Origin of the sequence: Arthrobacter sp. Bz4 (assembly GCF_003075455.1) — a bacterium.
Taxonomy (GTDB): Bacteria; Actinomycetota; Actinomycetes; order Actinomycetales; family Micrococcaceae; genus Arthrobacter_D.
The window spans coordinates 174,325-192,929 of sequence record NZ_QDAE01000003.1 but is presented as its reverse complement, the minus strand read 5'-3'; the positions used below and the strand labels follow the sequence as shown (position 1 = coordinate 192,929).

Sequence of the window (18,605 nt, the reverse complement as noted above, 5' to 3'; positions counted from 1 at the left end):
CCCGCGGGTGCGGTGATCCTTGAAAATCCCGTTACCTTAACGTGACTTCGATACCACGGTGGGGTATTCTCATTCGAGTGATCCCGGCACCCCGCCGAGATCACATTCCCGCGCAGAATGCCGAGCCCTGCCGCTGCACCGGGACCCGTTCGCACAATCCAGATGGCAGGGACGGGGGAACCACGTTTCCACCGGGCCACCGCACGCGGTGACCCTCGGGGTTAAGTCGATCTGACTATCCAGTGCTAGACCTGCAGCATCGTTCGCGATGGCAGGCGTAGCCCATAGGTAGAGGACGGCCGGGTGACTCCCATCCGAACCCGACAGCTCACCCCGCAGGCATGGGAGAGGCAAACAATCATGTCACGTCAGTCCATTTCGGCACGCCACCGCGCCGCCACCACCCACTCCATCGCCCTCGAGGGTCTGACCCAGTCGGCCAGGACCAAGGCCGTAGCACTGGGCAAGCCAGCCATCATCGCCGTCGCGACCGGCAGCCTCGTCTTCTCCGTCGGAGCGACCGCCCACGCAGGAACCTACACCCAGGGCGCAGCAACCACCGCTCCGGCAGTCTCAGCACCCGCAACAGGAGTCCACACTGTCGCAGCCGGAGACACGCTGGGAGCGATCGCCGCATTGCACGGTATTAACCTCGACACCCTGTTGGCGCAAAACGGCCTATCCTACGCTTCAATCATCTACCCAGGTCAGCAGATCCAGCTCACCGGCGGCGCAGCCGTCAGTGCAGCCGTCAGTGCAGCCGCCGTTCCAGCAGCAACTGCAAGCCAGGCGTTCTACTCAACACCTGCACCAGCACCCGCCGCACCGGCAGTAGTTCCAGCACCGGCCGCACCCGCTGCCGATGCGGCACCAGCAATGATGACACTGGCCTCCGGTGCCATCACCCCGATCGCACCCGCAGCCAAGGCAGCTCCGGCCAGCGGAGTTGGCGCAGCACTGGTCGCCTCGGCCTATGGGCAGCTCGGTTCCATCCAGGACTGCACCATCCTCGTCGAACGCGCTCTGCGCTCCATCGGCCTGAACGTCGGCGACCTTGGACCCCTGCAGTTCGACCAGTACGGAACCCGGGTCTCCAGCCCCGCGCCCGGCGATCTCGTCGTCCGCCCCGGCCACATTGCCATCTACGTCGGCAACGGCAAGGTCATCAGCAGCGGCATGAACGGATCAAACCTCACCATCGAGCACCCACTGTCCGACCTCGGCGGTTCATACTTCGTACGAGTCAACGGCTAATACCCTGACTCACGGAGTTTCTTTGTGAACTGAATTGAAAGTGGCGGGTGTCCTGGACGGAGGGCACCTGCCACTTTCGTATCTCCGGAAAGCAGATAGTGCCACACGATCCGCTCCCATGACTGCTCGTCATGGCACCTGCCACGAGCCAACTCATTAGCTCGCCGAGCTAACACTCCCGGTTTGGGGCGCGGATTATTTCCACAGTTTCCTGTACCAGCCGCGCCGGATGCCGCGACTAAGTGTCCCAACGATCACCGACGGTCACTGAGAGTATCTAGACAATCCCAGTGACCGTGCCCGATCAGTGGGAGCATTGCTCATAAAACCAGCGCCAGGCAGCGCTAACCCAGCACCCAGGGGGCAATCAGCAGTAGCGTCGGCGCCCCCAGTAGCAGTCCCGAGGCACCGAGGGCGGCCGCCTGCTGGGGCAGCGACAAGGGCGGCTGCGGAGTGAGTAGCCGGTGAATCCGGTTAAGGGTGGCACCAGCATCCTGGTCAGGGGTCGCGCCGGGAGCAAGCGCCGTCACCGCAAACGAGTCACCGTGGGCGAAGCCGCCCTGCTGGTCGGGCAGCGACCCGGAGGCGACGATAGCGATCGCCCGGGCCAGGACTGGCTCCCGGACCTGCTTCAGAGCCTCGTCGTCGGCGAGCATCTCGATCAACTCGTTGACGGCCCGCTGCGCCAGTTGTGACGTGGGCAGCCACGGGAGGGCCGCGCGCCAGGCCGCAAACGCCCACAGGAGTAGGTGATGTCGCTGGTGCAGGTGTGCCAGCTCGTGCACAAGTACGGCGTCGAGTTCGGCGGGGGTCAGCAGGTCGAGGAGCCCGTCGGAGAGCACGGTCACTGATCTGGCACCACCCGGAAGGCAATAGGCCACAGGGGTGGGATGGTTGATCACCAGCGTTGCCGGCCGGTTTGCTGCCGGGGAGCTGAGCAGGTTCAGCATGTCCCGGTGTCGCTTACGCTGCCCACGAATCTTGGCGTAGGTCAGCAGCAGGGTAAAGATCAGGTGGGCGCTGAGCAGCCCAGCGGCGCTCAGGGCGAAGACGTGGACCAGGCCGAGCGTGTCGACCGGCTGGTTGGCAAACGCCATGTCGCCGAAGCGGCCAAGGGCTTCCACCAGGTTGTCGCCGAGCGGGTCGAGACCCCAGACCAGCATCGCGCCAATCATTGACAGTCCGCCCGCGAGGGCGATCGCCTGCCACAGAATCATCGCCGTAAACGGTGAACGGGTGGGCCACTTTGCCCGAGACAGGGCTACCGGCGCAGGCCAGGCGAGGACGACGGCGAGCCCGGCCAAAAAATGGGCGGCCCAAAACATCCGTTCAGCTGCCGAGCAGTTTGCGCAGAGCCTGTGCCTCGCTGTCGGAAACGCTTCCGATGAACCGTGCCAGGACTGCTTCCCGGTCTGGGGCGGTGACGAGGACTTCGTGCATCAACTCGGCGGTGTGTTCCTCCCGGCTGGTGATCGCACGGTAGCGGTGCGGGCGGGTTTCCCGCTCCCGTTCCACGAGCCCCTTCTTCTCCAGCCGTGAGAGGACAGTCAGGACTGTCGTGACGGCGAGCTCCTTGCCCACGGCTTCCTTCGTCGCCAACGCCAGCATGTCGCGCAGTGCGTTCGCGGTCAGTGCCCCGGGGGTGCCCCACAGCAAATCCATCACTGTGCGTTCGAGTTCTCCGAGGGTGGCCATGCAAGTCCTTCGCTAAAATTGTGGATGAGTACTTCAAATCTACTCTCTTTTTCGCCAAGGTTCTACATGCGGTAGAACAAGATGTCGGTTGCTCAGCCGATGGTTGACCGTCCCGGTGATTTAGGCTTTTGCCATGACAAAGCCAGAATCGGACTTCTTTCCCTCCGGCACGCCGCTGCATTGGCGTGCCATCACGCCTAAGGATCTGGGTAGTTGGCATGAGCTGCTGCACCGGATGGCCAAGGAAGACCAGCCGGACTGGGTGGAGGAGCGGGCCGACCTGGAGCAGATACTGGGCTCATCGAAAACCGACCCGGCAAAGGACACCATCCTGGGTCTCGACGATGCGGGTGTGCCCCGCGCCGTTGGGGTAATCCAGCGGAATCCCGGGTCCACTGTGGTTCACAGTATGGGTGGGGTGGACCCCGCCAGGCGCCGGCAGGGGATCGGTACCGCACTCTACTCCTGGCAGGCGGGGCGCGCGCGTCGCCGGTTGGACGACGACGGCGCCGGGGCAGGAGTGCTGCGTACCTACGCGGAGGAACGGGTGCCATCCCAGCTGGCGCTGATGGAAGCTACCGGCAACGCCGTCGTCAGGTATTTCACGGAGATGACCCGTCCGCTGCAGACGGAGATCCCCGAAGTCGATATTGCAGCCGGACTGCAGATTGTCACGTTCTCGGACGATCTGTCCGAGGCGGTACGGCTCGCCCACAACGAGGCGTTCCAGGACCACTGGGGGAGTGAACCACGCGACGAGGAGTCCTGGCGGTTCACCGTGACGCACCCCGAGTTTAAACCCGAATGGAGCCTCGCGGTGGTGGACGAGGCGTCCGGCGAAGTGGCTGCCTACCAGCTGGCCAGTTACGATCCCGCGTCCGGGGAACTGCTGGGCCACACCGAGGGCTACACCGACCTGCTGGGAGTGCGGCGGAAATGGCGGGGCCTGCGGCTCGCCCCGGCCCTGCTGGTCGAGGCGATGCGCCGCTTCAAAGCTGACGGCATCGAGCACGCTGGCCTGGGCGTCGATACCGAGAACCCGTCGGGTGCCCTTGGCCTGTACGAACGTCTGGGTTACGAAGCCACCCACCGGGTCAGGGTGTACGAACTGCGCATCTAAACCATGGACGCGGTTGGCCCCGGCCAACCCTAGCCGGGGCCAACCCTAGCCGGGGCCAACCCTAGACCGGGGCCAACCCTAGACGAGGCTGGGTCCGATCGAGTCGACTGACTGGCTCAGGGTGACACCAGAACCGTCACGGCGCCCGTGTTCGGTGGGGAGGGCCCTGGATACACCGGAAGCTGACGCGGCTTTTGCCGGACCGTGTCCGGCCCAGGCGAGCAGCAGGATGTCCTCATCCTTGAGGAACCGGTGGGCCCGGACCCCCGCTGTAGCCCTACCCTTGGTCGGATACTCCGCGAAATCGGTCACCTTGACCGATCCAGCCGAGGTGCCCGGCAGCGCTCCGCTCGCGGCGGCAATCGTCACGACGACGGCGGCCGAATCCTCGGCACCCACAGCGCCGAAGTGGATGACCGAGTCACCGGATCCCAGTTTGATGCCTGCCATACCACCGGCGGTGCGGCCCTGCGGACGGACGGTCGATGCGGGGAAACGCAGCAGCTGCGCCTGGGCCGTGATGAAGACCAGCAGGTCCTGGTCACTGGCCGCGGCCAGGCCCACCACCTTGTCTTTGGGCTTGAGGGAAATGATCTCCCATTCGTCGCGGTTCAGAGGATACTCGGGGGCAACCCGTTTCACCACGCCCTGCGCACTGCCCAGGGCGATTACCGCGTCGAGCGGTGCCAACCCCACCAGGGATTCCCCGGGCAGCAGGGTCATGAACTCCTGCGCCGGTACGCCGCCCGCCAGATTGGGAATCCCGGCGGTTGGTGCGAGAGCAGGCATATCCATCACCTGAAGGCGCAGCATTCGCCCGGCCGAGGTGACCGCTCCAACCTCCGCCCTCGCCGTTGAACGAATCACCGAACTGAACACGTCGTGCTTGACCCGTTGCCCGCCCTCACCGAACGGTTCCTGGTCGGCGGTGCGTGCCAGCTGTCCCGACGTCGACAGGATCACCCAGCAGGGATCGTCAGCAATTTCCAGGGGTAACGGCGTCGTTTTCCCGCCGGGCGATATTGCCGCGGGCATCACCGTGCCCTTCAGTGGTGCACTGGACTCGGACTCCAGCAACACCGTGCGACGGGAGGTGGCGAACTTCGCCGCCACCTCTGCAAGTTCCTCCGACAGGAGGGCCCGCAGCTTCACTTCCGAGCCGAGTAGTTCCTCCAGCAGGGCAATCTCCCGGCGCAGTTCGTCCTGCTCCTTCTCCAACTCGATGCGTGAGTACTTGGTCAGCTGACGCAGCCGAAGCTCAAGAATGTAGTTCGCCTGCAGCTCGGTCAGATCATAGATCGACATCAGCCGTTCCCGGGCCTGGGCCGACTCATCCGAAGAGCGAATGATCTGGATGACCTCGTCAATATCGACGATCGCGATCAGCAGACCCTCGACCAGGTGAAGCCTGTCCTTCTTGCGTCCCAGCCGGTAGGCGGTGCGGCGGCGGACCACCGACAGTCGGTGCTTGATGTAGACCTGCAGCAACTCCACCAGGCCGAGTGTCCGGGGCTGACCGTCAACAAGGGTCACATTGTTGATGCCGAACGAGTCCTCCATCGGCGTGTACCGGTACAGCTGGGCCAGCACGGCGTTGGGGTTGAAGCCGTTCTTCAGCTCGATCACCAGGCGCAGCCCGTGACGCCGGTCGGTCAGGTCCACAATGTCGGAGATGCCCTGGAGCTTCTTCGATGTGACGGCGTCTTTGATCTTCTCGATGATCTTTTCGGGGCCCACCGTGTAGGGCAGCTCAGTCACCACGAGGCCGGTGCGCCGGGCGGAAAGCTGCTCGATTCCCACGGTGGCCCTGGTTTTGAAGGACCCCCGGCCGGTCGCATAGGCGTCCCGCACACCCTCAAGCCCCACGATTTTACCGCCACTGGGAAGGTCCGGTCCGGGGATGAAACGCATCAGGTCATCGAGCCCGGCGTCAGGGTTGGCGATCAGGTGCCGGGCTGCCGCGATTACCTCGCCCAGGTTGTGGGGGGCCATGTTCGTCGCCATACCGACGGCGATGCCGGTCGCCCCATTAACCAGCAGGTTGGGGAAGGCGGCGGGGAGCACCTCCGGCTGCATGAGCTGGTTGTCGTAGTTCGGGACGAAGTCCACCACGTCTTCGTCGAGGTGGTCGGTCATGGTGAGGGCCGCCGCGGCGAGGCGGGCCTCAGTGTAGCGGGGGGCGGCCGGGCCGTCATCGAGTGACCCGAAGTTGCCGTGCCCATCGATCAGGGGCAGGCGCAGCGAAAAGTCCTGTGCCATGCGGACCATTGCGTCGTAAATCGCGGCGTCGCCGTGCGGGTGGAGCTTACCCATCACTTCGCCCACGACCCGGGCGGACTTCACATGGCCACGGTCCGGGCGCAGCCCCATATCGGTCATCATGTACAGGATGCGCCGCTGCACGGGTTTCAGCCCGTCCCTGGCATCGGGTAGGGCCCTGGAGTAAATCACCGAGTACGCATACTCAAGGAAAGAGCCTTCCATTTCGGAAGTGACGTCAATGTCGATGATGTTCTCGGTGTAATCCACCGGGGCTGCTGTGCTTTGGCGCCTGGCCATGATCGGATGGTCCTCGGGTTGTGAAAAAGGGTAGGTGCTGCCAAGGGTAATGACGTGAACGCCGAACGCCCACTAGGGTGAGTCTATGGCGGCTGACGGACATTACCCGGAATATTGGGAGGCCGACGTCGTGTTGCGGGACGGCGCCACTGCACATTTGCGGCCGATTTCGCCCGATGATGCGCCAGCAATGCAGCACTTCCACATGCAACAGTCCGAGAACTCGATCTACCTGAGGTTCTTCACCTACAAGTCCTCGCTGAGCAACAAAGAGCTCAAACGATTCACTGAGGTGGACCACCGGGACCGCGTGGCGTTCGTCGTCACCCGCGGTACGGACATTCTGGGTATTGGGCGGTACGACCGGCTCGATGACCCCACCGAAGCCGAGGTCGCCTTCAACGTCTCTGATGCCCACCAGGGCAGGGGGTTGGGGTCGATCCTGCTCGAACACCTCGCCGCGGCTGCCCGGGAGAACGGCATCAGCCGGTTCTCCGCAGAGGTCCTGCCGGAAAACCGCAAGATGATCACCGTCTTCGCTGAGGCCGGCTACGAGGTGCAACGGCGCTTCGACGACGGCGTGGTGATGCTGGAGTTCAACATCGACCCCACCGAGAAGTCACGCGCCGTGATGGAGTCCCGGGAACACCGCGCCGAGGCACGCAGTGTCGCCGGACTGCTCTCGCCGTCGTCGGTCGCTGTAATCGGTGCCAGCCGCGAGTGGGGGACCGTCGGGTATTCCTTCCTGGAACACATCATCGATGGCGGCTACACCGGTGACGTGTATGCGGTGAATCCCGAGGCTTTCGAACTGGCGGGCATGATTTCGTTCGCCTCCATCGGCGAAGTCCCGGGGCCGGTCGAACTAGCCGTGATCGCCGTCCCCTATGACCAGGTGGCGTCGGTCGTGGATCAGTGCGGCGTGGCCGGGGTGAAGGGCCTCCTCGTGGCGACCGCCGGGTTCGCCGACGACGGCGCCGAAGGGCTGGCCCGGCAGCGGGCCCTGGTGCATCGTGCGAGGGCCTACGGCATGCGGGTGGTCGGCCCGGCATCTCTGGGCCTGGTCAACACGCACCCGGAGGTCAGGCTCAATGCCTCGATGGCCCCCGCGCTGCCGGCCGCCGGTGCACTGGGTTTGTTCAGCCAGTCAGCGGCGATCGGAGTGCTGTTGTATGCGGCGGCAGGACGCCGCGGACTGGGCCTGAGCTCCTTCGTGTCTGCCGGCAACCGGGCCGATATCTCGGGCAATGACGCAATGCAGTACTGGGAGGATGACCCGTCCACCCGCGCTGTGGGGCTCTACCTGGAGTCGGTGGGCAACCCACGCAAGTTTTCCCGGATTGCCCGCCGGCTGGCGAAGACCAAACCGGTCATCGTCGCGAAGTCCGATGTGATGGGCCTGCAACTACCGCCCGGCCACGCCGTCCGCACCACCCAAGCGCCCTCGGGGGCGCTCGACGCAATGCTGAGGCAATCGGGGGTCATCCGGGTGGAAACGACTGCCCAGTTGGTGGACATTGCCCAGATTCTCGTCAGCCAACCCCTCCCGGCCGGTCCAGCGCTCGCCGTTTTCAGCAATTCGCTGGCTCTCGGCAAGGTGGTCGCCGACGCCGCCGCTGCCCAGTCCCTCGACGTGCGGCGGCTGGTGACGGACATTGATCTGGACACCGGGCAGTCCATTGCGCTGCCAGTCCTGCGCGCGGCAGTTCTCGACGCGCTGTCCGACGACGAAGTGCACTCGGCCGTTGTCGCCCTGCTCCCGGCGCCCGGGCTGACAGTCGAGGCCATTGCCGACTGCCTGCGGGACTGCGCCGAGACAGCCAACAAGCCTCTTGTCGCCTCCTTTGCGGGCATCCTGGACCCGGCTGTGCAATCAGATGGGTTATTGGCTTCACCCCGAAACCCGCTGGCGGCAGCCGACGGGGACGCCGCGGTGCCAAGCCAGCGTGGGGTGCCCTGCTACGCGGGACCGGGGGCCGCCGTCGCCGCCCTCGGCGCAGTGGTGACCTATGCCCGATGGCGCTCCCGGGACAGCGGCGGCTTCCACGAACCGGCTGACATCGACTCCGATGCCGCGTCTGCGGTGTTGCAGCAGGCGCTGCTCCGGGTCGACGGCGATGGCCTGACCCGGCTGGACGGCGCCGAGTCGGCCACCCTGCTCGGCCACTACGGCATCTCCCTGCTACCCGCCGTCCGCTTCGCGACAGCCGATGAGGCTGTCGAAGCCGCTGACCGGCTCGGGTGGCCGGTGGTCATCAAAACCGTCGACGAACATCTACGGCACCGCCTCGACCTTGGGGGCGTCCGGTTGAACATCGAGGACGCAGAATCCCTCCGCCAGAACATTTCGCAGATGGAGAAGGTCCTAGCACCCTTCGGAGTCAGCGGAATGGAGGTGCAGTCCATGGCGCCCTCCGGACAGGCCTGTACGCTCCGCGCAATTGAAGATCCCCTGCTGGGGCCGGTGCTGTCCTTCGGACTGGCAGGCGACGCCGTCGACCTTCTCGATGACTGGGCGCACAGCATCCCGCCGCTATCCGCCGTCGACGTTTCCGATCTGGTCCGCGGCCCGCGCGCATCCCGCAAACTGTTTGGCTACCAGGGCCTGCCGGCGACCGACATCGCCGCGATCGAAAACCTGATCAGCCGGGTGGCTGTCCTCAAGGACCACCACCCGGAGATCGCTTTGCTTGAGTTCAACCCGGTGCTGGTCTCGGCCACCGGACTGGTCATCCTCAGCACCGACATTATGGTCGGCAACCCGCAGCGTCGCACCGACAGTGCACGACGGGCCATGCGGGACTAACGACGACGCCGGCCGCCGTCCTGGGTGAACGGCGCGCCCTACCGGTCGCCGGGTTAGGTGGCGGGTGCCCGGGTGGGGGAAACTGGAGGTATGACATCGCTTTCCGCTGAACGCCGCAGCCTCGACGCCTCCCTGGAACGGGCAGGATTTTATCCGCGCCTGGTGGCAGACACGGTGCACGACGCCCTTGACGGTCGGGAACCGCTCTCCCATGTGGTGCACCTCGAAACCCACTTCGAACGCAACGAGGTTCACCGCCATATCACCGTGCTGGTTCTCACCGAGGACATGCTGGTGATCACCCACGTCGACGACCAGCAGCTGGACGAGGACGGGCAGCAGATGATGGCCCAGGTTTCCACCGAGTCCGTCCCGGTCAGCCAGATCCGCTCAGTGGTCCTCAGCTACCTCTACGCCCAGCCCCAGGACTACAAGCCTTCCGACCAGGCTCGGGAGCTGACCCTCGCCATTGCCTGGTCCGGCGGGCAGCGCCTGGACATGGGTCCGGCCGGGTGCAGCGACCCCCAGTGCGACGCCGACCACGGGTACACCGGCACCATTTCCCAGGAAGACATCGTGCTGCGCGTCAGCGCTGAGGCCGACGGTATGCAGGCGGTCCAGAACGCGAAATCATTCGCCAGGGCCCTGCGGAAGGTAAACACAGCCAACCCGGTGATGCCGGGTGCCGGCAGCACCGTCAGCCCGACGCCGCGCAGGCAGCCCGGCCTCGGCGCCCGCTTCAGCCGAACCCACCACCAGGGCTAGCCGCTGGTGGAATCTCTGACCGAACACCGGGAGCCTCTTCCGGCGGCGCCGCCCTATGGGCGCAGCACCGTCGCCGAGGTCTTCACCAGCGCGGCGGCGGCCCTGGGACTGGACTCAGCGTCCGGCCCCTTCCTCAACGCCCTGGGCTTGCCCACGGCCTCACGAGTGTGTGTGGTGGTGGTCGACGGGCTCGGCTCCTCATTGCTGAAGAAACGCGGCGGTCACGCACCGTTCCTGCGCCGTCATCTGGACGGCGCACGAACCCTCAACTCGGCTTTCCCCTCAACAACAGCCGCATCCCTCGGGAGCCTGGGCACCGGCCTGCCGCCGGGCAAGCACGGGCTGGTTGGCTACGATGTACTGGACCCGGAGCAGGGGAAAGTCGTCAACATGTTGGGCGGGTGGGACCCGGGAGTCGATCCGCTGCAGTGGCAACCGTATCCCTCAGTCTTTGAACAGGCGGCCGGGCAGCTCCCGGTGGTCAGCGTGTCCCTCCCCAAATTCGCCGACTCTGCAATGACCAGGGCGGCGTTGCGGGGCGGCAGTTATGTGGCGGCGGGAACACTCCAGGCCCGGGTGCGCGGCGCCCATGAGCAACTCTCTGCCTCCGACCGGGCGCTGGTCTACCTGTATCTCAACGAGATGGATAAGGCCGGCCACCGCTACGGCTGCGGCTCGGCCGAATGGGGCAACCAGTTGGAGGATGTTGACTCAGCGATCAGGACCCTCGCGGCACGCGTACCGTCCGATACGCTGTTGCTGCTCACCGCCGATCACGGGATGGTCGACGTCGACGTCGACCACCGCCACGATTTCTCCACCCAACCGCAACTCATCGACGGGGTGGCCCACACCGCTGGCGAGCCGCGGATGCTCCACTTGTACTTTGAACCGGACCTGTCCCCCCGAGGGCAGGAACGACTCCTGGCGGCGTGGCGGGACGCCTACGGCCGGCTCGCATGGATCTTCACCCGCGACCAGGCCGTTGACGCGGGCCTGTTTGGCGAGGTCGATCAGCGAGTGCTGCCCCGCATCGGAGACCTCATGATCGCGGCGCGGGAGCCCATCGCGTTATACGATCGCCGTCGGACCTCCGCGTCGGCCATGGAAGTGGTCGGCCAGCATGGCTCGCTCACCCGGGCCGAGCGGGAAGTCCCACTCCTGACCCTGAACCGCCCGGGAGGGAAGGGCACCCGTGGCTGAGCTGATCTTTTTCTCCGGCACCATGGACTGCGGGAAGTCCACCCTGGCGCTGCAGATGGACCACAACCACCGCGCCCGCGGCCGGGCCGGTCTGCTCTTCAGCTCCCATGACCGGGCGGGGGAGGCAATGATTTCCAGCCGGCTCGGGTTACAGACCCCAGCGGTGGAAGTCACCGACACCACCGACTTCTGGGCCGAAATTGTCAGGCGCCGGACGTCAGCTGAACGGGTGGACTACCTCATCTGCGACGAGGCCCAGTTTTATCTGGGCGAGCAGATCGATCAGCTGGCCCGTATCGTCGACGAGATGGACGTGGACGTGTTCGCGTTCGGTATCACCTCCGATTTCCGCACCAGGCTCTTTCCCGGTTCGCAGCGGCTCATCGAACTCGCCGACCGGATCCAGGTCCTTCAGGTGGAGGCGCTTTGCTGGTGCGGGCGCCGGGCAACCCATAACGCGAGGACCGTCGACGGCGTCATGGTAGTTGAGGGCGACCAGATGGTGGTCGGCGACGTTGAGCTGGCCTCGGAGCCGCGGGATCCGCTCCAGCCGGAACTACCGCTCACCGGCGGCTCGGTTGCCGAGTCCCCGCACGCACCAGTGACAGGCTATGAAACACTCTGCCGGCGCCATCACACGCGGAGGGTCACCCTGAGGACCGCTACGGCGATGAAAAGCAACGAGATGTTGCTGCCGTTCGCCTAAGAGCAAGCGGCAACCAGGAAATCCCCGGCGACCTACTCGTTCACTGCGACTAGTCGCTTTTGGTGCCGAAGACGATTTCGTCCCAGCTGGGGACGCTGGAACGCTTCGGCCGGATCTTGCGATCCGATGCTTCCTCAACCGGTTTCGCTGATCGATCGGACGCTGATCGATCGGATGCTGATCGATCGGACGCTGAGGCGTGCTCGGGAGCGGGACCGCGATCCTCGCGTGGTTCGGTGGCTTCCGGCCCGGGCTGTGCTGGCCGATTCGGGCGGGCAAAAATGCTGATTTCCCGGGTTTCGGTGCTGACCGATTCGAAGAGTCTTGGTGTGCCGTCGCTGTAGGTCGCTTTGCCCTCAATGCCGGACTCGACGTCGTCGGCAACTGACGGGGCCAGACTCAGGCCAGCGAACTTGCGTGGCTCGACGTCGTCGTCATCAGTTGAGGCGGGGGTTTCCGTCCCATCGTCCTCCGTGGGGCGGGGATGGGCTGCCGGAATCGCCCCCTTGGCCAGCAGATGAGCCAGGGCGTCATCGCCGTCCTCGTCCACGCCGAGACGCTGGCCACGGCGGGACCGGAGGACGTCGAGCAGGTTGTCTGAGGCTTCTTCCTCTTCGGGTGCAGCCTCAGGGGTTTTCTGCGCTTCAAAGTCGAAGACATGATCAGCAACGGCGCTGAGCCGCCGTGTGGGCAGGGGGCCGTCGAGCGGTTCCAGTTCGCTGAGCAACTGGGCCCACCGGTTGGTGTTCAGGACGGTTTTCCGGCTGGGGTTGAACGTCCACTGAGCGGGAGGTTCCTCCCCGACGGTGACCCTGGTGTCTGGTGCCAGATCAAAACGTGCCACCACGTTCCAGAGTCCATCCTGGCGTCGCCAGGCGTCCCACTCAACAGCGTTGGCATCGACCCCATACGCCTGCAACCGGTATGCGACCATGTCGCCGAGTTGGGCGGGGTTTTCCCCGAAGGCTGACCGGTAGCCGTCGTTCGAAGGCACGGCAGAGGAAACCTCCACCCGCTGGGCCAGAATGGCCATATAATCGCGTTCGGCTCGCACTGGCCCTTCATATCGGAGCACCTGCGCAAGGTCCTGGCCGGACTCGTCGACGATATCCTGGGCAGTGGCACCGCTGCGGATGCGGGACTGGATATCGCGGGGTGAGAGCGGAACAATTGGTTTGCCTGCGGGGGGAGGTGGAGTGCTGATCTTGTGCTGTTCCATTGGGCGGGTGACCGCCATGCGCAGCGCTTCGTTGATCGGCAGGCTGAAGTTGGAGCCGTCCTCACCGTTCAAGTGCAGGTGTCCGCCGTCCTCGTGAACACCCACCAGCCGTAGTTCCTGCATGAAAATCCTCCGAGCCGACAATGCTTCCTTACCCTGAAACTCTGCCACCTGAAGGCCGACATGCCTACTACACCCGTGGTGTGGCGCGGAAGTTTCGACGCCGATTGGGATCAGAGTGGGTTGTTCAGCGACAATCTTTGGCGTACGGGCACAAAATACCGGCTGTCAGCGTTGGACTCGACGTTGGACAGTCCCGACTAACCAATCTCACAGCACACCGGAGAGTGAACCCCCAATTATGGCGACCGATTACGACACGCCGCGTACCACCCCCGAAGACGCCGGGGACGCCGGGGACGCCTCAATTGAAGAGTTGAAGGCCCACCGCGCTGGCCACCAGTCACCTGTGGTTGACGAAGACGAGATCGAGGCAGCGGATTCCTTCGAACTCCCGGGAGCTGACCTTTCCAGCGAAGAGATCCAGGTGCTGATTCTTCCCGCGCAGGCCGACGAATTCACCTGTGCGTCATGCTTCCTCGTCCGGCACCGTTCCCAGATCGCCAAACACGTAGACGGGCTTGCCTACTGCAGCGACTGCGAAGGCTGATCGGCCCGGCGAGGGAGGAAGCCTCAGCCGGCGAGGGCTGCCACCAGGCGGTCCGGTCGCCGGGTGGACGTCAGCCAGTAGGGAGTGGGGTCATCCGGGTCGGTGATCTCCACCCGGACAACCGGTGAGATCCAGCCGCGAATACACAGGTAGGCAATCCCATTGAGCTGCGGCCCTCGCTGCGCGGTGGCGTCTTCACCGGTGTAGGCGGCAGCGCCGCCCAGGAAGCGGCGCTCGATCGTGGCCCGCCCCACCGTCAAATGTGTTGTGGTCACCACGATCCGGGGGGTTGACAGGACCAACAGGGTGCCGAGGACCACTGCAACCACAGTCGCAGCAATAAACCCGGTGGTGAGATTGATCGGAGCAAACGTGACCACTGACGCACCTGCCGCTCCCGCCGCGACCAGCCAGATCCAGAGGGCGGGCCACAGCCGCTCCTCATAGAGGACAGTGCTGACTGATGATCCTGGCGCGGGTGTTGACATACCCCTACCTTCCCAGATTTTCCTGGGTAGTTCATCCTCGCCCGTTGGCCTGCCGGTACCCGGTGATCGTTCAGGTTTTCGCGCTAGAGTGAAGGCCTAACCCCGATCACTTTCAAGGCAGCTGGAGTATGAACGTGCTGGACCCACAGCGGAGACTTCCCGTGCAAATCAAACTGCTCGACGCCGGGATGGCCCCACCCGAATATGCGCAGCCGGGTGACGCCGGCGCTGATCTACGGAGCCGCATCGACTTCCGGTTGGCGCCGGGTGAGCGTTTGCTGGTGCCTACCGGTCTGGCCATCGCGCTACCGGACGGGTACGTTGGGCTGGTCCATCCCCGGTCAGGTTTGGCCACGAAGCACGGGGTGACGGTGGTGAACGCACCTGGCACCATTGACGCTGGTTACCGGGGCGAGATTGCTGTCACCCTGCTGAACACTGACAAAACCGAATCGCTGGCGTTTCAACGAGGGGACCGGATTGCCCAACTCCTCATCCAGCAGGTCGAGCACGCCGAATTTACCGTGGTTGAAGAACTCCCCGGATCAGTGCGCGGCAGCGGGGGCTTCGGCTCCACCGGAGGCTACAGCGTTGATGCTGCTGCCGCTCCGACTCACGCATAACCTCAAGGATATCCAGACCAGGAACCCCCTCCCGGAGGATCCACACACCCAAGGAAAGGAACCCAATCATGGTTTTTGGGCGCCTGAAGAAGAAGCAACAGAATCTCCCGGCTGAAGACACGACACCCGCTGACGCGCCGGTCGAGTTAACCGAAACTGCCGAGGCCGCTGAGCCAACGGGCCCCGCAGCCACCACGGACACGGCCGAGCCGACGGACGCCGAGCCAACGGGCCCCGCAGCCACCACGGACACGGCCGAGCCGACGGACACTGAGCCTGTCGGGACGCCTGCGGCAGCCGACGCGGAGCCGGCTGCCGGCGTAGTCGTCTCGCGGAGCAACGGCCCGTTTGACGTGTCGGAGAAGGACTCCGACGCCGGATATATTGACCTGGGAGCGCTGCGTATCGGCGCAGCCGAGGGTCTCCAGCTTCGGCTCGAGGTGGAAGAGAAGACCAAACGGGTAATCGCTGTCACCCTGGACCTCAACGGTTCCAACCTGCAGTTGCAGGTGTTCGCCGCACCACGCACCGACGGCCTCTGGGACGAGATTCGGTCCCAGATCGGCGTCTCGGTCGGCGCGCAGGGCGGAACGGTCCAGGACCGGGTCGGTTCCTTCGGCACCGAGTTGGTGGCCAAACTTCCGGCTCAAACCCCCGATGGCCAGCCTGGGTACCGGGTTGCCCGGTTCATTGGAGTGGACGGCCCCCGATGGTTCCTGCGCGGAGTGATTGGTGGACCGGCGGCGATCAACCGCGAGGCTGCCGCACCGATGGAAGAACTTTTCCGCAACGTTGTAGTGGTCCGGGGAGATCACCCGTTGCCGCCACGTGAGTTGCTGCAGCTTCGTCTTCCCAAGGAGACTGCCACCGCATCACCGGCTGCCGCTGCGGCGCCGAAGCCCGATCTCACCGATCCGCTGAAGCGCGGACCCGAGATCACTCACATTGGCTGACCGCCCGGGCTTCGATGGGATCGGCGGGACCCCGCATTCGGCCACGGTGGCGGGGCTTCCCAGCCGGGGGCGTGCCCGGGCACGGGGTTTCATTTCCCGGATCACCATTCTTCCGCGGGGCGCGGCGCCCCAGTTCGCTGCGGTGGTCTCCGACGACACGCCGCCGGGGGCGGCCGGATTCGAGCGTCGGGTACACGCCTCACGACGTCGGTCCGCCCAGGTGCGGCTGGTCTGGATCGGGCAACGCCGGGTTCCGGGCATTGAAGCCGGAACCCAGATTGCCTTCGAAGGAATGGTCAGCCCGGTGGACGGGATGCCCACGATCTACAACCCACGCTATGAAATCATCGGCCGTCCGGAGGCACAGCAGTGAGTACCACCCAACCCCCCAGCACCCCGTCTGGGGATAACCCGGCCCCGCGTCAGGGTCCTACCGCCGCCGAGTTGGCCGGTCAGTACGCCGCACGATCCGGGGTGCAGCGCAGCGACGACGGGCAGATCGACGTGCTGCAGTCGATTGGCGGCGTCCGTGGGCTGGCTGAGAGCATCCTGCCGGGCCTGATCTTCACCGTCATGTTCACGATCAACCAGGACCTGCAGGTCTCCCTGATCGCGGCCATCGGCGTAGCAGCCATCTTCTCGATCATTCGGTTGGTTTCACGGACACCCCTGACGCAGGCGCTGTCCGGTCTGATCGGCGTGGCGATCTGCGCCTTCGTTGCCGGCCGCACCGGGAATGCCGAGGACTTCTTCGTTCCCGGTTTCTTCACCAATGGTGGCTACATCATCGCAATGGTCATCTCCATAGCGGTCCGCTGGCCGATTGCCGGCCTCCTGTTCGGCTTCATCCGCGGCGAAGGCGTCGAATGGCGGAAAGACCCCAAACGGGTCAGGGCCTACACCATCGCCACCTGGATTATCGTGACCGTCCTCGGCCTCCGGCTCGCCGTGCAGATGCCCCTCTACTTCGCGGAGAATTTCGTGGCGCTCGGAACTACCCGGCTGATCATGGGGCTTCCGCTCTACGCACTGGGGTTATGGCTCGCCTGGCTCGTATCCCGCCCGACGGCCCAACCGCAGGAGTCCAGCGAACCCCGCGAACGCAGCTAAGGCAGGCCGGGGGCGTCGATCTGCCCGCCGTCGTCGGGATCCCCGGATTCCCCAGGAACCGCCAACAGGACACTCCGGAGCGCATCCTCCGCGGCGATCGCGGCAATCAGGAACAGCTCATCTCCGGGTTCGACGACGTCGTCCGGGCTCGGTGTAATCGATGCATCGTCGCGCAAAATTGCCACCACCGTGCAGTCCTCGGGCAGGATCAGCGAGCCCAGCGTCCGACCCACGATCGGGGATTCCTGGGGGACAGTAAACTCGACGATCGAGGTGACACCGCTCTGCAGGGTCAGTAGCCGGACCAGGTCGCCGATTTCGACTGCTTCCTCAACCAGCGCAGTCATCAGACGGGGAGTATTGACCGCGACGTCTACGCCCCAGGAGTCGTCGAACATCCAGTCGTTTTTCGGGTTATTGACCCGGCCCACCGTCCGGCCCACCCCGAACTCGCTTTTCGCGAGCAACGACACCACCAGGTTCACCTTGTCGTCGCCAGTGGCAGAAACCACCACGTCGGCTTCATCCAGTCGGGCATCCTTCAGGGTGGTCAACTCGCAGGCATCGCCGATCAGCCATTTGGCGCCCTTGAGCCCGCTGCGGCCAATCACCTCGGGTTTCTCGTCAATCAACAAGATCTCGTGGTTGTTGGAGAGCAGCTCCTTTGCGATCGAAGATCCCACGCTTCCCGCGCCCGCAATGACAACCCTCACTCGGACTCCTCCACTGGTTTCTTGGCGAGAATGCGCCCTATTTCGTCGGTAGCGGCGGTCTGCATCATTGCATGCACAATGTCACCTTCCTGGTAGCTGGTCTCCGAGGTGGGCAGCATGCCCTCCCCAAACCGGGTGAGGTAGGCGACTCGGATCCCCGAGGCCGCTTCGATATCGGCGAGGGATCGGCCTAGCCAGCCATCGTGCAACGAGAGCTCGCCCAGGATCAGGCGGCCCGAGGTTTCCCTGAAGTCACCGTTGATGCTTTGTTCCGGCAGGATTCGGCGGAGCACCTGATCGGCGCTCCAGCGTACGGCCGCCACCGTGGGGATTCCCAGCCGCTGGTAGATTTCCGCGCGTCCTGGATCATAGATTCGAGCCACCACGTGGGGCACATGGAATGTCTCGCGTGCCACCCGGGTGGCGAGGATATTGGAGTTGTCACCGCTGGACACGGCGGCGAAGGCGTAGGCGTTCTCGATGTCGGCGTTCTTCAGCGTCTCCCGGTCAAAACCAACACCGGTAACCTTGCGGCCGCCAAAGGAGCCCCTGAGCCTCCGGAACGCGCGGTCATCCTGGTCGATGATTGCGACGGTATGTCCCGACTCATCCAACGTGTGAGCGAGGCTGACGCCCACTCGGCCACACCCCATGATTACAAAATGCGCCACCCGTACTACCTGCCGTTCCAACCGATTGCCAGCCTGCTTGTCGGCGCCGC

19 protein-coding genes and 1 riboswitch are annotated in these 18,605 nt (G+C 64.8%); of the genes, 12 read left to right on the top strand and 7 right to left on the bottom strand.

What is annotated here, in order from left to right; genetic code table 11:
- Positions 1-108: 108 nt before the first annotated feature.
- Positions 109-357: riboswitch (cyclic di-AMP (ydaO/yuaA leader) on the top strand.
- A 3-nt stretch (positions 358-360) separates the two neighbouring features.
- Positions 361-1,254 (top strand): LysM peptidoglycan-binding domain-containing protein, encoded by an 894-nt coding sequence (locus DDA93_RS04105; protein ID WP_019483229.1) that lies wholly within the window; start codon positions 361-363, stop codon positions 1,252-1,254.
- A gap of 344 nt (positions 1,255-1,598) precedes the next feature.
- Here the strand turns inward: DDA93_RS04105 and DDA93_RS04100 are convergent, their stop codons facing one another.
- Positions 1,599-2,579 carry a M56 family metallopeptidase gene (locus tag DDA93_RS04100; protein WP_019483228.1) on the bottom strand — a complete coding sequence of 327 codons (981 nt, stop codon included), beginning with the start codon at positions 2,577-2,579 and terminating at the stop codon, positions 1,599-1,601.
- A gap of 4 nt (positions 2,580-2,583) precedes the next feature.
- Positions 2,584-2,949: a BlaI/MecI/CopY family transcriptional regulator gene (locus DDA93_RS04095; RefSeq protein ID WP_019483227.1), complete on the bottom strand. Its 366-nt coding sequence runs from the start codon at positions 2,947-2,949 to the stop codon at positions 2,584-2,586.
- A gap of 133 nt (positions 2,950-3,082) precedes the next feature.
- Here DDA93_RS04095 and DDA93_RS04090 point away from each other — a divergent pair, with 133 nt between their 5' ends.
- The gene (locus tag DDA93_RS04090; RefSeq protein WP_026041144.1) at positions 3,083-4,069 is read left to right on the top strand and encodes a GNAT family N-acetyltransferase; all 987 of its coding nucleotides are present in this window, start codon (positions 3,083-3,085) and stop codon (positions 4,067-4,069) included.
- Positions 4,070-4,147: 78 nt separating this feature from the next.
- On the opposite strand, the gene DDA93_RS04085 is transcribed toward DDA93_RS04090, so the two are convergent.
- Positions 4,148-6,628, bottom strand: coding sequence for a DNA topoisomerase (ATP-hydrolyzing) (locus DDA93_RS04085; RefSeq protein WP_019483225.1), 2,481 nt, complete (start codon positions 6,626-6,628; stop codon positions 4,148-4,150).
- Between the two features lie 85 nt (positions 6,629-6,713).
- Between DDA93_RS04085 and DDA93_RS04080 the strand changes: the two genes are divergently transcribed.
- From DDA93_RS04080 to DDA93_RS04065, 4 genes are all read left to right on the top strand, one after another.
- On the top strand, positions 6,714-9,434 hold the full coding sequence (locus tag DDA93_RS04080) for a bifunctional GNAT family N-acetyltransferase/acetate--CoA ligase family protein (protein WP_116778120.1): 2,721 nt from the start codon (positions 6,714-6,716) through the stop codon (positions 9,432-9,434).
- A gap of 90 nt (positions 9,435-9,524) precedes the next feature.
- Complete coding sequence (locus DDA93_RS04075; RefSeq protein ID WP_019481102.1) at positions 9,525-10,199, top strand: DUF5998 family protein; 675 nt, start codon at positions 9,525-9,527, stop codon at positions 10,197-10,199.
- Positions 10,200-10,214: 15 nt separating this feature from the next.
- On the top strand, positions 10,215-11,402 hold the full coding sequence (locus DDA93_RS04070; RefSeq protein WP_116778146.1) for a nucleotide pyrophosphatase/phosphodiesterase family protein: 1,188 nt from the start codon (positions 10,215-10,217) through the stop codon (positions 11,400-11,402).
- Positions 11,395-12,108 (top strand): thymidine kinase, encoded by a 714-nt coding sequence (locus tag DDA93_RS04065; protein ID WP_019481100.1) that lies wholly within the window; start codon positions 11,395-11,397, stop codon positions 12,106-12,108. Before DDA93_RS04070 ends, DDA93_RS04065 begins: the two co-directional genes overlap by 8 nt.
- Positions 12,109-12,157: 49 nt before the next feature.
- Here the strand turns inward: DDA93_RS04065 and sepH are convergent, their stop codons facing one another.
- Positions 12,158-13,450, bottom strand: coding sequence for a septation protein SepH (gene sepH, locus DDA93_RS04060; RefSeq protein WP_019481099.1), 1,293 nt, complete (start codon positions 13,448-13,450; stop codon positions 12,158-12,160).
- A gap of 60 nt (positions 13,451-13,510) precedes the next feature.
- On the opposite strand from sepH, the gene DDA93_RS16435 reads away from it, so the two are divergent.
- Positions 13,511-13,651, top strand: a complete 141-nt coding sequence (locus tag DDA93_RS16435) for a hypothetical protein (RefSeq protein WP_162148071.1) — start codon at positions 13,511-13,513, stop codon at positions 13,649-13,651.
- A 37-nt stretch (positions 13,652-13,688) separates the two neighbouring features.
- Positions 13,689-13,997, top strand: a complete 309-nt coding sequence (locus tag DDA93_RS04055) for a DUF4193 domain-containing protein (RefSeq protein WP_024477340.1) — start codon at positions 13,689-13,691, stop codon at positions 13,995-13,997.
- A gap of 23 nt (positions 13,998-14,020) precedes the next feature.
- On the opposite strand, the gene DDA93_RS04050 is transcribed toward DDA93_RS04055, so the two are convergent.
- On the bottom strand, positions 14,021-14,485 hold the full coding sequence (locus DDA93_RS04050) for a DUF3093 domain-containing protein (protein ID WP_019481097.1): 465 nt from the start codon (positions 14,483-14,485) through the stop codon (positions 14,021-14,023).
- A gap of 128 nt (positions 14,486-14,613) precedes the next feature.
- Here DDA93_RS04050 and dut point away from each other — a divergent pair, with 128 nt between their 5' ends.
- The 4 genes from dut (at position 14,614) to DDA93_RS04030 (ending at position 17,171) form a co-directional block, all read left to right on the top strand.
- Complete coding sequence (gene dut / locus DDA93_RS04045; protein ID WP_024477339.1) at positions 14,614-15,108, top strand: dUTP diphosphatase; 495 nt, start codon at positions 14,614-14,616, stop codon at positions 15,106-15,108.
- A 68-nt stretch (positions 15,109-15,176) separates the two neighbouring features.
- A complete protein-coding gene (locus DDA93_RS04040; protein WP_116778119.1) occupies positions 15,177-16,061 on the top strand; it encodes a DUF3710 domain-containing protein in 885 nt (294 codons plus the stop codon).
- Positions 16,054-16,434, top strand: a complete 381-nt coding sequence (locus DDA93_RS04035) for an OB-fold nucleic acid binding domain-containing protein (RefSeq protein ID WP_024477337.1) — start codon at positions 16,054-16,056, stop codon at positions 16,432-16,434. Before DDA93_RS04040 ends, DDA93_RS04035 begins: the two co-directional genes overlap by 8 nt.
- Complete coding sequence (locus DDA93_RS04030; RefSeq protein WP_024477336.1) at positions 16,431-17,171, top strand: DUF3159 domain-containing protein; 741 nt, start codon at positions 16,431-16,433, stop codon at positions 17,169-17,171. Before DDA93_RS04035 ends, DDA93_RS04030 begins: the two co-directional genes overlap by 4 nt.
- Here the strand turns inward: DDA93_RS04030 and DDA93_RS04025 are convergent.
- Both DDA93_RS04025 and DDA93_RS04020 read right to left on the bottom strand, forming a co-directional pair.
- Positions 17,168-17,884: a TrkA family potassium uptake protein gene (locus tag DDA93_RS04025; protein WP_019483774.1), complete on the bottom strand. Its 717-nt coding sequence runs from the start codon at positions 17,882-17,884 to the stop codon at positions 17,168-17,170. The two genes, DDA93_RS04030 and DDA93_RS04025, sit on opposite strands and share 4 nt — an antisense overlap.
- Positions 17,881-18,555, bottom strand: a complete 675-nt coding sequence (locus DDA93_RS04020) for a TrkA family potassium uptake protein (protein WP_024477335.1) — start codon at positions 18,553-18,555, stop codon at positions 17,881-17,883. The genes DDA93_RS04025 and DDA93_RS04020 overlap by 4 nt, the downstream gene beginning before the upstream one ends.
- Positions 18,556-18,605: the final 50 nt, after the last annotated feature.

Bases quoted from the DNA above. Each gene is read 5' to 3' on its own strand.
- DDA93_RS04105 (WP_019483229.1), top strand. From the start codon at position 361: ATGTCACGTCAGTCCATTTCGGCACGCCACCGCGCCGCCACCACCCAC.
- DDA93_RS04100 (WP_019483228.1), bottom strand. From the start codon at position 2,579: ATGTTTTGGGCCGCCCATTTTTTGGCCGGGCTCGCCGTCGTCCTCGCC.
- DDA93_RS04095 (WP_019483227.1), bottom strand. From the start codon at position 2,949: ATGGCCACCCTCGGAGAACTCGAACGCACAGTGATGGATTTGCTGTGG.
- DDA93_RS04090 (WP_026041144.1), top strand. From the start codon at position 3,083: ATGACAAAGCCAGAATCGGACTTCTTTCCCTCCGGCACGCCGCTGCAT.
- DDA93_RS04085 (WP_019483225.1), bottom strand. From the start codon at position 6,628: ATGGCCAGGCGCCAAAGCACAGCAGCCCCGGTGGATTACACCGAGAAC.
- DDA93_RS04080 (WP_116778120.1), top strand. From the start codon at position 6,714: ATGGCGGCTGACGGACATTACCCGGAATATTGGGAGGCCGACGTCGTG.
- DDA93_RS04075 (WP_019481102.1), top strand. From the start codon at position 9,525: ATGACATCGCTTTCCGCTGAACGCCGCAGCCTCGACGCCTCCCTGGAA.
- sepH (WP_019481099.1), bottom strand. From the start codon at position 13,450: ATGCAGGAACTACGGCTGGTGGGTGTTCACGAGGACGGCGGACACCTG.
- DDA93_RS16435 (WP_162148071.1), top strand. From the start codon at position 13,511: ATGCCTACTACACCCGTGGTGTGGCGCGGAAGTTTCGACGCCGATTGG.
- DDA93_RS04055 (WP_024477340.1), top strand. From the start codon at position 13,689: ATGGCGACCGATTACGACACGCCGCGTACCACCCCCGAAGACGCCGGG.
- DDA93_RS04050 (WP_019481097.1), bottom strand. From the start codon at position 14,485: ATGTCAACACCCGCGCCAGGATCATCAGTCAGCACTGTCCTCTATGAG.
- dut (WP_024477339.1), top strand. From the start codon at position 14,614: ATGAACGTGCTGGACCCACAGCGGAGACTTCCCGTGCAAATCAAACTG.
- DDA93_RS04040 (WP_116778119.1), top strand. From the start codon at position 15,177: ATGGTTTTTGGGCGCCTGAAGAAGAAGCAACAGAATCTCCCGGCTGAA.